This is a genomic window from Burkholderia sp. Se-20378 (assembly GCF_017104665.1).
Classification (GTDB): domain Bacteria; phylum Pseudomonadota; class Gammaproteobacteria; order Burkholderiales; family Burkholderiaceae; genus Burkholderia; species Burkholderia lata.
Window position 1 is genome coordinate 1 of record NZ_JAAGPG010000253.1, and the last position, 11,963, is coordinate 11,963.

The window sequence follows — 11,963 nt, forward strand, 5'->3', positions numbered from 1 at the left end:
GTCGACTTCGACGACGCGGCCGTGCGGATCGGGCAGGGTGCGCGGCTGGCCGAGGCGTGGGGCGCGCAGTGGGTGACGGCCGACGCGCTGCGTGCAGACCGCGCGGGCTGATCGCCGGCCGGCGGTGCGTTATGATCGCCGCTTCCGCTTCTGCACATTGGAACAAACCACCATGCAAGTACTGGTCGACGCCGACGCGTGTCCCGCCGTCATCAAGGACATGCTGTTTCGCGCCGCGCGTCGTGCCGAAATCTGCGTGACGCTGGTCGCGAACCAGTTTCTGCGCACGCCGCCGTCGCCGTTCATCAAGGCGGTGCAGGTGCCGGCCGGCTTCGACGTGGCCGATGCGCGCATCGTCGAGCTGGTGGAGGCGGGCGACCTCGTGATCACCGCCGACATCCCGCTGGCCGCCGCCGTGCTCGACAAGGGCGCGCATGCGCTCGACCCGCGCGGCAACTGGTTCAGCCGCGAGAACATCGAGGAACGCCTGTCGACGCGCGCGATGATGGATCAGTTGCGCAGTGCGGGGATCGACACGGGCGGGCCGGCGCCGTTCAGCGCGCGCGACGGCAAGGCGTTTGCGTCGCAGTTCGACCGGTTTCTGGCGCGGCACGGCAAGCCTTGAAGTCGGGTCGAGACGACCGCGTGCCGTGATCGTCCTGCGAGGGGCGACACGCGCACGCGGCATGCGCCACATCACCGAATCCGCATTGAATCGCGCTCATCGCCCCTGCGGGGATGCAGATTTGCGCCTTCGCTGCTATCGTGGCGCAAACCACAACCCAGCAAAGGAGCGCACGCGTGTCACCGACCCAACTTCTCGTTCCGACCTTCACCCAGATGCTGCGCGCGCAGACCGCGTGGCTCGACAAGGCCGTCGCACACCGGCAGGCCGCGGGCGACGCGCCCGATGCGGCGATGATGCTGAGGCTCGCGCCCGACATGTATCCGCTCGCGGCACAGGTGCGCTTCTCGTGCTTCCAGGCGATGGAGCCCATCCACCGTCTGCGTGGCGAGCCGGTACCGGCGTCGCTGCTGGCCTTGCGCGAGGCGGGGTGGAATGCGGATGCGCAGCCCGGCACGCTCGCCGACGCGCAAGCGATCATCGCCGGCACGCTGACCTTTCTCGGCGACCTCGCGCCGGATGCGCTCGATGGCGGCGCCGCACTGCCGATCGCGCTTGAAATGCCGAACGGGATCGCGTTCGACATGACGGGCGAACAATACGCGCGCGACTGGGCGCTGCCGCAGTTCTATTTCCACGCGATCGCCGCTTACGCGATCCTGCGCCACCACGGCGTCGAACTCGGCAAGGCCGACTACGTGCCGCACATGCTCGCGTACGTCCGGCCGGGCACGATTCCGCAAGGGTGAGCGGGCGGGCGCCGCGCAACCTCGAAGCGACATGACGCGGGCACTCTTCCTCTGCAGCCGCAACCGGCTGCGCAGCCCGACGGCCGAAGCGGTATTCGCCGGGTGGCCGGACGTCGAAACCGACTCGGCGGGCCTCGCGCCCGATGCGGATACGCGCCTGTCCGCCGAGCAGCTCGACTGGGCCGATGTCGTGTTCGTGATGGAGCGTGCGCACAAGGCACGGCTGGCGGCGCAATTCGGTGCGCATCTGCGGCACCAGAAAATCGTGTGCCTCGACATTCCCGACCGTTACACGTATATGCAGCCGGAACTCGTCACGCGGCTCGAACGCAAGGCCGGCCCGTTCCTGCGCAAGTGAGCGGCACGGGCGTGATCGACCTCAGCGCAGCCGGCCGTTCGCGATCGCCGAAAAACAATCGAGACGCAGCAGCTCGATGATCTTGCGCGTCGGCACGCTCGCGCGAAGCGTGTCGAGCCGGTCGACGGTGAACCACTTGCAGCGGGCGATCTCGTTGCTCGCGCGCGGCGTCAGGTGCGCCGGCACGTCGGCCACGAACACGTGATGGAGTTTCGTCAGTCCGCCGAACTGCACCGCGTAGTCGAGTGCGAGCCCCTCCAGCCGCGTTTCCTCGGCGAGCTCCCGCAGCGCAGCATCGAGCGGCGTCTCGCCGCGCCGGATCGTGCCGCCCGGCAGCGACCAGCGCGACGCGGTGCGCGCGACCAGCAACACGCTGCTGCGCTGACGGCACACGATCGTGGCGCGTTCCTTGATGACGGCGAGAGTGTCCGGCCCGGTACTCATGTTCGGCAAAAACAGGTGCTGAATCGTGGAGAAAATGCGCGTCGACGGCGCGTTACCCGGCAGCGGGCCGCGACGGTGTACAGGCAGCCGCAGCGATCTTACCGGCCGTTCGTGACAGTTCCATGCATGTCGTCACGGGCCGCGCGCCGCGTTATGCGTGCGTATAGATCCCGCTGCGGGTCGGTTTCGCGTGGCGTGGCTGGCGGCGCTTGTGAACGGCGCGCCGATGGTGGGGCGACGGCGCCGCCGCGTGCCCGTGCGCGGGCGCGGGCCGCGCGCTCGGCATCCCGGTCTGTCCTTCGCCGAAGTGAAATGTCTGGGTTTGCGCGTGTCCGACGCCCAGCGTCGACGCCAGCACGAAGGCCGCCAGCAGCATCCGTTTCATGAATAATCCGTCCGATTTTTTTGAGATGAAGATTGCCCGCCAGCTTAGCGAAAGGCGGGACGCCACCGCAACCGGCCCGTGTTCGGTGTCGCCCCCACTTGCGCACGGCGGCGTCTTCCGCTTCGCCTCAGGGTGCCGCCGGGGTTGACAACGTAATTCCTGAGTGTGAACATAAATTCACGTACAAGAATTTTTAGTCGAATCCGGAAGGTCGCGCCACAGGCGCCGGGCCTGCCGGAACCGGCAGTCCGATCAACCGGAACCAGGAGCGGGACGCATGGCGGAACACGAGCAGCAGGGCGCGCTGGCGGGATTGCGCATCATCGATCTGTCGCGGGTGCTGGGCGGCCCGTATGCAACGCAGATCCTGGCCGACCACGGCGCGGAGGTGATCAAGGTCGAACCGCCGTCCGGTGATGAAACGCGCACATGGGGCCCGCCGTTCGACGGCGATACCGCGTCGTACTTCCTTGGCGTGAACCGCAACAAGCTCGGCATCGCGCTCGACCTGACGCAGCCGGCCGACCGCGAGCGGCTGCTCGGCCTGCTCGAACATGCGGACGCCATCGTCGAGAACTTCAAGATCGGCACGATGGAGCGCTGGGGCCTCGGCTTCGACGCGCTGCACGCACGGTTTCCGCGCCTCGTCCATTGCCGCGTGTCGGGCTTCGGCGCGGACGGCCCGCTCGGCGGGCTGCCCGGCTACGACGCGGCCGTGCAGGCGCTGGCGGGGCTGATGAGCGTCAATGGCGAAGCCGGTGGCGCGCCGCTGCGGGTCGGCGTGCCGATCGTCGATCTCGTGACCGGGCTGAACGCGGCGCTCGGCGTGCTGATGGCGCTGCGCGAGCGCGACGCGAGCGGCCGCGGCCAGTTCGTCGAATCGACGCTGTTCGACTGCGCGCTGTCGATCCTCCATCCGCATACTCCGAACTTCTTCCATTCGGGGAATGCACCCGTACGCACCGGCAACGCGCATCCGAACATCACGCCGTACGACAACTTTCCGACGGCGAGCGTCGACATCTTTCTGGCAGTCGGCAACAACGGGCAGTTCGCGGGGCTGTGCGACGTGCTCGGCACGCGCGAGTGGCTCGACGATCCGCGTTTCGCGGACAACCGCGCGCGCAGCGCGAATCGCGCCGCGCTGCGTGTGCTGCTCGAAACGGCGCTGGCCGGACACGACGGTGCGGCACTCGCCGAGCAACTGATGCGCCGCGGCGTGCCGTGCGCGCCGGTGCTCGGGCTCGATGCGGCGCTCGACCATCCGCATGTCGCGCATCGGCAGATGAAGGTCGAGCTGGGCCGGCATCGCGGTATCGCGTCGCCGATCAAGCTCGGCCGCACGCCGGCCACGTACCGGCGGCCGCCGCCCGCGCTGAACGAACACGCGGCCCAGGTGTTCGCCGACGCGACCGCCAACGACCACGACCACGACACGCGTCAGGACTGACCGGCATCACAGTCGCCGGCGCATGCCGCGCGCCCGACGCCGCCGTACGGCCACGCGTGCGGCCACGGCCATTCGAACACCACGCCGGGCGCCTCATGGGCGCACCGGCTGAAAAGGAGACGCATCATGCTTGCATGGATCGGCGCGATCGCCATCGTCGCGCTGTTCGGCCTGATCATCACGAAACGGCTGTCGCCGCTCGTCGCACTGATCGTCGTGCCGGTGGCCGCGTCGCTCGCGGCCGGTTTCGGGCTCGCGACCGGCAAGTTCATCGTGCACGGCGTACAGAACATCGGCCCGATCGCCGGGATGTTCGTTTTTGCGATTCTTTTTTTCGGAATCCTCACTGACGCCGGGATGCTCGATCCGATCATCGCGGGCGTGCTGCGCGTGATCGGCTGCCATCCGCCGCGCATCGTGATGGGCTCGGCGCTGCTCGCGCTGCTGATCCATCTCGATGGCTCGGGCGCCGTCACGTTTCTCGTCACGCTGCCCGCGATGATGCCGCTCTATACGCGGCTCGGGATGGATCGCCGCATCCTCGCGTGCGTCGCGTCGATGGCGGCCGGCGTCAATTTCCTGCCATGGGTCGGGCCGATGCTGCGCGCGTCGGCGGCGCTGCACATTCCCGGTTCCGCGATCTTCATGCCGATGATTCCGGTGCAGATCGTCGGGCTCGCGTTCGTGTTCGGCACCGCCTACGTGCTCGGCGTGCGCGAGGCGAAACGGCTCGGGCTCGATCGTGCCGGTGCGGCGTCGCTCGCGATTGCACCGCGCGCGCTGACCGATGCCGAGCGCGCGTTGCGCCGGCCGGCGCGCTTCCGGATCAATCTCGTGCTGACGCTCGTCGTGCTCGTCACGCTCGTGTCGGGCATCGTCGACCCGATGGTGATGTTCATGCTCGGCACGGTCGCCGCGCTCGTGATCAACTACCCGGACGTGCAGGCGCAGCGCGAGCGGATCGACGCGCATGCCAAGGCCGCGCTGATGATGGCGAGCGTGCTGCTCGCGGCCGGCGCGTTCACCGGCATCATGTCCGGCACCGGGATGCTGAAGGCGATGGCCGACGTGGTCGTCGCGCACGTGCCGATCGAGCACGCGCGCCACATGCCGTTCGTGCTCGGGCTGCTGTCGATGCCGCTCAGCCTGCTGTTCGACCCCGATTCGTTCTACTTCGGCGTGCTGCCGGTGCTCGCGGAAAGCGCGAAGCTGCTGGGCGTACCGCCGATCCAGATGGCGCAGGCAGCACTGCTCGGCCAGATGACGACGGGCTTCCCGGTCAGCCCGCTCACGCCCGCGACGTTCCTGATCGTCGGCCTGACCGGCGTCGAGCTCGCCGAGCACCAGAAATTCACGATTCCGTTCCTGTTTGCCGCCACCGTGCTGATGGTGTTCGCGGCAGTGATCGTGGGCGTGTTTCCGTTGTGAGCGCCCGAGACCTGCCGCCTGGTATCAACGCGCCGAGAGGGCCATCCCGCAACGGGACGCTCTTCGGAGCGGAAGCCTCGGCGCCACCTGGCGTTTTCCTTCTTGAGAGCGGCGCGGCCGCTCAGCCTTTTCAGGAGAGCATTCCATGCAGTTCGACCTGACCGATGACCAGCGCGCGATCGAAAGCGCGATCGAGAAAATCTGCGCGCGCTTCGGCGACGACTACTGGCTCGAGCGCGATCGCGCGGGCGGGTTTCCGGCCGATTTCCACGCGGCGCTCGCCGAGGCCGGCTGGCTCGGCATCGCGATGGACCCGGCCCATGGCGGCGCCGGGCTCGGGATGACCGAGGCCGCGCTGATGATGCGCACGATCAGCGCGTCGGGTGCCGGCCTGTCCGGCGCGTCGGCCGTCCACATGAACATCTTCGGGCTGAACCCGGTTCAGGTGTTCGGCACCGACGCGCAAAAGGCGCGCTTCCTGCCGCCGCTGATCGCCGGGCGCGACAAGGCGTGCTTCGCGGTGACCGAACCCGATGCGGGCCTCGACACCACGCACCTCACCACGCAGGCGCGCCGCGACGGCGACCACTACGTGCTGAGCGGGCGCAAGATCTGGATCTCGACCGCGCAGGTCGCGAACAAGATGCTGATCATCGCGCGCACGACGCCGCTCGACCAGGTCGCGAAGCCGACCGACGGGCTGAGCCTGTTCTATACCGACCTCGACCGGTCGCGCGTCGAGGTGCGCGAGATCGAGAAGATGGGCCGCAAGGCGGTCGATTCGAACATGCTGTTCATCGACAACCTGCGCGTACCGGAAAGCGACCTGATCGGCAACGAAGGCGACGGCTTCCGCTATCTGCTGCACGGGCTGAATCCCGAACGGATCCTGATCGCCGCGGAGGCGATCGGGCTCGGGCAGGCCGCGCTGCGCCGCGCGACGCAGTACGCGTGCGAGCGCGTGGTGTTCGGCCGGCCGATCGGGCAGAACCAGTCGATCCAGCATCCGCTCGCGCAGGCGTGGATGCAGCTCGAGGCCGCGTGGCTGATGGTGATGAAGGCCGCGACGCGCTACGACGCGGGGCAGTCGTGCGGCGCGGAGGCGAATGCCGCGAAATACCTCGGCGCGGAAGCCGCGTTCCAGGCGTGCCAGACGGCGGTCGCGACGCACGGCGGGATGGGCTACGCGAAGGAATACCATGTCGAGCGCTACCTGCGCGAGTGTATGATTCCGAGGCTCGCGCCCGTGAGTCCGCAACTGATCCTGTGCTACATCGCGGAGAAGGTGCTCGGGCTGCCGAAGTCGTACTGACCATACCGACCCGGCGGCCGGCCCGGTGCGCGGTTTCCCGTTCCGATTCAAGCGCTCGTCATGGACGTCAAACTCGTTGCCCGCACGCTCGACCTGTTCGAGCTGTTCGCCGCCGAACGGCGGCCGCTGCCGCTCACCGAACTCGCGCGCCTGCTCGACGTGCCGCCGTCAAGTTGTCTCGCGATGGCGCGCACGCTCGTGAGCCGCGGCTATCTGTACGAAGTGCGCAAGCGCGGCGGCTACTACCCGACGCGGCGCCTGCAGACCATCGCCGCCGCGATCGACGCGACCGATCCGGTCGTCGACATCGTCCATCCGCATCTCGTCGCGCTGCGCGACGCGAGCCGCGAGACGGCCGTGCTCGGCAAGATCCAGGGAGTGTCCGTCACCTATCTCGACGTCGTCGAATCGGAGCAGGCGATCCGTTATACGCGTGCGCCGGGCGAGTTGCGCCCGCTGCATGCGAACTCGATCGGCAAGGCGATTTTCGCGGAACTGGACGGCGACGCGCAGCAGGCGCTCGGCGCGCAGTTGCCGTTCGAGCGCTTTACCGACGCGACGGTGGCTGACCTGCCCGCGCTCGTCGCGCAAACCACCCGGTTTCGCGAACTCGGCTGGGCCGAGAACTTCGGCGAGAGTGCGCCCGAGCTGTCGGCGATCGCGGTCGCGCTGACGCTCGACGGCGACTGGTACGGGCTGTCCGTGGTCGGGCCGACCGAGCGGATTCGCCAGCATCGCGACAGGCATGCAGCGCTGCTCGTCGATGCGAAGGCCAGGCTGCTGGCCGAGCACGCGCGCAGCTGAAAGCGGGCAGGGTACTGCCGACCGGCGGGCCGTCCGCCGGCGATCCGGTCGCGATCGCCGTGAACGGCCCTTGATGCGCGTGCCGCGCGCCTAGCGACGGCCGCAATCCCGCATCACGACTTCACCCACACGCCGCCGGCACTCGGGTTGTCGCCTTGCGTCCACCATTTCGCGCAGTATTTCGCGCCCTGGTACATCACGCAGGTGCCGCCTGAATACGCGGTAGTCGCCGACCACGTGGCCGTGCCGCCGCCCACCGCCTTCCACACGGCGGCCTGGCCGGGCACGTCGCCCTGCGTCCACCATTGCGCCTGATAGGTCGTGCCCTGGTAGGTGACCGTCGCACCGGCCGTATAGACCTGGCCTGCCGCCCAGGGCGCGCCCGGCTGCGGCGTGCCGCCATCCGAGCCGCCGCCGTAGTTCGGATCCTGCGTGACGCCCGCGCCCCACTTGCCGTCGAGCTGCTTGAAGATCGTCGCGAACGCGTACGGCTGCTGCGCGACACCCGAGCAGGTCGGCGACGCAGACGTGCCGCCGGACGCGCACGCCTGGTCGCGGCCGACCGACCAGTTGCCGAAGAAGCCGTAGCCGTTGCCGACCGCCGCGTTCAGCACGCTTTGCGCATTCGCGAGCGTGAAGGTTTCGCCCTGCACGTCGTTCACGCCGATCATCGGCGTGACGCCGACCATCTGCCAGAGCTGGGCATTGGTCTTCGGCTGGCCCGCCGACTTGAAGGCCGTATCGAGTTGCGAGTACAGCGCCTGCGCGGCACTGATCGCGGCCGCGCCCATGTCGAGGTTCGCGGGGCCGTAATCCATCGCCATCACGTTCACCGCATCGAACACGGTCTGGTTCGAGATCGCCGCGTTGACGACGTTCAGGCCGTCCTGCGTGAGCCCGGTCGGCATCGTCGGCAGCGTCAGCGTGACGTGCAGCGGCTTGCCTTTCGCCGCATAGCTTGCCTGCAGTTGCGTGACCGCCTGGAAGTTGCGCGCGACCGCGGCCGTATCCAGCTGCGACACCCCCTCGATGTCGAAGTCGACATGCGTGAGGCCGTACGTGTCGATCACCGTCTGGTACGCGCTCGCCAGCGCGGGGACCGTCGTGCACGCCTGCATCAGCGGCGTGCCGTTCGCACCGCCGAACGACACGGCGACTTCGCCGCCTTTCGCGCGATAGCTCGCGATCGACGTCGACAGTGCGGTCAGCAGGCCGCCGCTCGCGCCGTTGCCGATCGGCTGCACGCCGCCCCACGACGGCACGCAACCGTTGCCCGCGACCACGAACGCGAGCGTGAACTGCTGGATGCCTTGCCGGACGCCGATCTGGTCGACGAGCGGCGTCGGATAAAGCGTCACGTCGACATAAGGCGCATAGACGCCTGCACCCTGGGACACGCTCGCCACGGCAAGAAGGCAACCCGCTGCAAATGCGCGCGGGATGAAACGCGGCAACACATTGTTGTTCATTGTGTTCTCCAAGTGGAAGAGGGATACGCTGGCCCGCGTATCGCCGCCGGTCGGGCGACCGGGCATGCCCGGCCGACGGCGTGCCCATCTTGGAGGATTCGCATCGAATAGTGAATAGTCAGGAGTTCTTTTTGTTATTTGATTCCCGATACGTAACGATCTTGCCGATTCGACACAGTTCCGGAACGTGTGACGCGGGTGATTTTCCCGATCGATCGGGTGAGTGAGTCTCGACGCACTTCGCTCGACGCACTTCGCTCGTCGCGCTTCAAGCCGAGGGCGGCTGCGCAAGCGAGCGTGCCAGTGCGACGAAGCGCTCGACGCACACCGACGCGAACGGCTCGTTCCACGACACGATCTGCTCGACCGCGCGCGTGCCGGCGAGCGGCACGTAGACGACGCCCGGACGCTGCAGCGTCGCCGTGAAACCCGGCACGATCGCGATGCCGCGTTCGGCGGCCACCAGTGACACGAGCGTCGTGATCTGTGCGGCGGTCGCGCCGATCCGCGGCGCGAATCCGGCTTGCGCACACAGGTCGTCCAGTGCAGCGGTCAATGCCGAGCCGTAACCGGGCGGAAAGGTGACGAAGGTTGCGTTCGCAAGCTCCGCAATGTCGACGCTTGCACGGCTCGCGAGCGGATCGCCGGCCGGCACGGCCGCGACGAGCGGTTCGCGCGACACGACGAGCGACGCCACCGCTACGCCAGGCGCACCGTTCCACGCCCAGCCGAAACCGATGTCCATCGCGCCGTCCGCGATCTGCTGGCGCTGGCTGGCGGTCGCCGCCTCGCGGAACGCGAGTTCGACGTCGGGCATCGTGCGGCTCGCGACGCGGATGACGTCCGGGAACGTGTCGGACATCGGAATCGAGCTCGCATAGCCGATCACGATCCGCCCGGCGATGCCTTGCGCGATCTTGCGCGCGCTCGCTTCGGCCTCGGCGGCCGCGCTGACGACGTTGCGCGCATGCTCGAGGAACGCGGCGCCTTCCGGCGTCAGCCGCACCGCACGCGTCGAACGTTCGAACAGCCGGACGCCGAGCTCGCTTTCGAGGGCGGCGATATGGCGCGTCAGCGGCGGCTGCGCGACCCGCAGGCGCAACGCCGCACGGCCGAAGTGCAGTTCGTCGGCGACGACCACGAAATAGCGGAGGCGGCGCAGGTCGAGCATTGTTGTCGTTCCGGTATCAATGGCGTTGAAAACGGTATTGGCGTGCACGCGGCGCACTCGTCAGACTGTCGGCATCGACGACCAGGCAGCTCCGATGAACGACAGGACCACGCGCATCGCGTTCTTTCTCTGCGGCTTCGCCGCGTTTCTCAATCTGTATTCGACGCAGGGCATCCTGCACGAACTCGCTGCCACCTTCGGCGTCAGCGCCGAGCGTGCCGGGCAGGGCGTGAGCGCCACCACGACGGCCGTCGCCATTATCGCGCCGTTCGTCGGCGTGCTGGCTGCACGCATCGAGCGGCGCGTCGCGATCTCGCTCGCGGCGGTGGCCGTCGCGCTGCCGGTCGTGTGGTCCGCGCAGGCGGGCAGTTTCGCGTCGTTTCTCGGCGCGCGCTTTGCGGCCGGTCTCGTCATGCCGTTCGTCTTCGCGCTGTCGATCGCCTATATCGCCGAGCGCTTCGATCGCGGCACGTCGGCCGAGATCAGCGCGCTGTTCGTCGCCGGCACGACGCTCGGCGGTTTCGCCGGCCGCTTCGCGACCAACCTGATGACGTCGATGTGGGGCTGGCGGCATGCGCTCGACGTCGTCGCGGCGCTGTGTCTCGTCACTGGGGTCGCGATCTACGCGAGCCTACCGGCGTCCGGTGTGATCGCTCGGCGCGCCGACCACGATACGGATGCCGATGCGGGATCGTCGTGGCGCATCGTCACGCGCGGCCCGGTGCTCGCATCGTTCGCGATCGGCGCATGCGTGCTCGCGTCGCAGGTCGCGACGTTCACGTTCGTCGGCCTGCGCCTGGCCCGTGCGCCGTTCGGCTTCGGCACGGTCGGGATCGGCGCGATCTATGCGGTGTTTCTGGTGGCGGTGGTCGTGACGCCGCTGGCAGGACGCCTCGCCCGGCATCGCGGCCCGCGCGCGCCGGGGCTGGCCGCGGCCGCGCTCGCAATCAGCGGGGCGCTGCTGACGCTGTCCGACAACGTGCCGGTGATCCTCGCCGGCCTTGCGCTCAGCTCGACCGCCGTGTTCGTCGAACAGGCGTCGGCCAACACGTTCATCTCGCAGGCGGCGTCGAGCGCGCGCTCGACGGCGATCGGCATCTACCTGTCCTGCTATTACTTCGGCGGCAGCCTCGGCTCGATCCTGCCGGTGCCCGGCTGGCATCGGTGGGGATGGGCCGGCTGCGTCGCATTCGTGGTCGCGGCACAGGCCATCGTCGGCGTGCTCGTGTATCGGTTCTGGCACGCCGACGGCGCAGCCGGCACCGCGCAGGCCGACGCACGCAGCGTCACGCCGGTGCGCTAACCGGGTTCAGCGATACCAGCGCGGCGTATAGACCCACTCGCGCGCGTTGCCGATCGCGAAGCGCCGCGTCGTCGACGAGCCGACGATCACCATCGTGCGCATGTCGACCTGGTCGCTGCGTAGCGCGCCGAGCGTCGTCGTCGTGAGCGTCGCACCCGGCCGGCCGATGTCGCGGCCGAGCACGACCACCGTATCGGGCGTGCGGTGCGTGCGCATGACATCGAGCGCGCGATCGAGTTGCCACGGACGTGCGCGCGAGATCGGGTTGTAGAACGCCATCACCAGATCGGCCTGCGCCGCATGTCGCAGGCGCGTCTCGATCACCTCCCACGGTTTCAGGTTGTCCGACAACGAGATCGCGCAGAAATCATGGCCGAGCGGCGCACCGGCCTGCGCGGCCGTCGCGAGCGACGCCGAGATACCGGGCTCCACGCGCAGGTCGACCGTCGCCCAGTGCGGATCGCG

At 68.5% G+C, this 11,963-nt stretch carries 13 protein-coding genes and 1 pseudogene; 9 read left to right on the plus strand and 5 right to left on the minus strand.

The window, feature by feature from the left end:
- The 4 genes and pseudogenes from G3N93_RS41685 to G3N93_RS23570 form a co-directional block, all read left to right on the plus strand.
- Positions 1–111, plus strand: a pseudogene (locus G3N93_RS41685) (magnesium chelatase); the annotation flags it as partial.
- 61 nt (positions 112–172) lie between these two features.
- Positions 173–625, plus strand: a complete 453-nt coding sequence (locus G3N93_RS23560) for a YaiI/YqxD family protein (protein ID WP_089440082.1) — start codon at positions 173–175, stop codon at positions 623–625.
- Positions 626–801: 176 nt separating this feature from the next.
- Positions 802–1,374 carry a DUF1993 family protein gene (locus tag G3N93_RS23565; RefSeq protein WP_174934155.1) on the plus strand — a complete coding sequence of 191 codons (573 nt, stop codon included), beginning with the start codon at positions 802–804 and terminating at the stop codon, positions 1,372–1,374.
- A gap of 31 nt (positions 1,375–1,405) precedes the next feature.
- Positions 1,406–1,732 carry a low molecular weight protein tyrosine phosphatase family protein gene (locus G3N93_RS23570; protein ID WP_206134075.1) on the plus strand — a complete coding sequence of 109 codons (327 nt, stop codon included), beginning with the start codon at positions 1,406–1,408 and terminating at the stop codon, positions 1,730–1,732.
- A gap of 21 nt (positions 1,733–1,753) precedes the next feature.
- Here the strand turns inward: G3N93_RS23570 and G3N93_RS23575 are convergent, their stop codons facing one another.
- Complete coding sequence (locus tag G3N93_RS23575) at positions 1,754–2,176, minus strand: NUDIX hydrolase (protein WP_043182812.1); 423 nt, start codon at positions 2,174–2,176, stop codon at positions 1,754–1,756.
- Positions 2,177–2,327: 151 nt separating this feature from the next.
- Positions 2,328–2,561 (minus strand): hypothetical protein, encoded by a 234-nt coding sequence (locus G3N93_RS23580; RefSeq protein ID WP_206134076.1) that lies wholly within the window; start codon positions 2,559–2,561, stop codon positions 2,328–2,330.
- Positions 2,562–2,838: 277 nt separating this feature from the next.
- Between G3N93_RS23580 and G3N93_RS23585 the strand changes: the two genes are divergently transcribed.
- The 4 genes from G3N93_RS23585 to G3N93_RS23600 all read left to right on the plus strand — a co-directional run bounded on the left by G3N93_RS23585 (position 2,839) and on the right by G3N93_RS23600 (position 7,555).
- Positions 2,839–4,011, plus strand: a complete 1,173-nt coding sequence (locus tag G3N93_RS23585; RefSeq protein WP_206134077.1) for a CaiB/BaiF CoA-transferase family protein — start codon at positions 2,839–2,841, stop codon at positions 4,009–4,011.
- A 126-nt stretch (positions 4,012–4,137) separates the two neighbouring features.
- Positions 4,138–5,439, plus strand: coding sequence for a CitMHS family transporter (locus G3N93_RS23590; protein WP_174947123.1), 1,302 nt, complete (start codon positions 4,138–4,140; stop codon positions 5,437–5,439).
- Positions 5,440–5,584: 145 nt separating this feature from the next.
- Positions 5,585–6,751 carry an acyl-CoA dehydrogenase family protein gene (locus tag G3N93_RS23595; protein ID WP_174947121.1) on the plus strand — a complete coding sequence of 389 codons (1,167 nt, stop codon included), beginning with the start codon at positions 5,585–5,587 and terminating at the stop codon, positions 6,749–6,751.
- Between the two features lie 60 nt (positions 6,752–6,811).
- Positions 6,812–7,555, plus strand: a complete 744-nt coding sequence (locus G3N93_RS23600; protein ID WP_174947119.1) for an IclR family transcriptional regulator — start codon at positions 6,812–6,814, stop codon at positions 7,553–7,555.
- Positions 7,556–7,668: 113 nt separating this feature from the next.
- Here G3N93_RS23600 and G3N93_RS23605 read toward each other — a convergent pair whose 3' ends face one another.
- Positions 7,669–9,024 carry a chitinase gene (locus G3N93_RS23605; RefSeq protein ID WP_206134078.1) on the minus strand — a complete coding sequence of 452 codons (1,356 nt, stop codon included), beginning with the start codon at positions 9,022–9,024 and terminating at the stop codon, positions 7,669–7,671.
- A 268-nt stretch (positions 9,025–9,292) separates the two neighbouring features.
- Positions 9,293–10,195: a LysR substrate-binding domain-containing protein gene (locus tag G3N93_RS23610; RefSeq protein WP_206134079.1), complete on the minus strand. Its 903-nt coding sequence runs from the start codon at positions 10,193–10,195 to the stop codon at positions 9,293–9,295.
- Positions 10,196–10,289: 94 nt separating this feature from the next.
- Between G3N93_RS23610 and G3N93_RS23615 the strand changes: the two genes are divergently transcribed.
- Entirely contained in the window at positions 10,290–11,498 is a 1,209-nt protein-coding gene (locus G3N93_RS23615; protein ID WP_241026672.1) for an MFS transporter, read from the plus strand.
- Between the two features lie 6 nt (positions 11,499–11,504).
- Here G3N93_RS23615 and G3N93_RS23620 read toward each other — a convergent pair.
- A partial coding sequence (locus G3N93_RS23620; protein ID WP_206134081.1) for a precorrin-3B C(17)-methyltransferase occupies positions 11,505–11,963 on the minus strand: 459 nt, incomplete at its 5' end.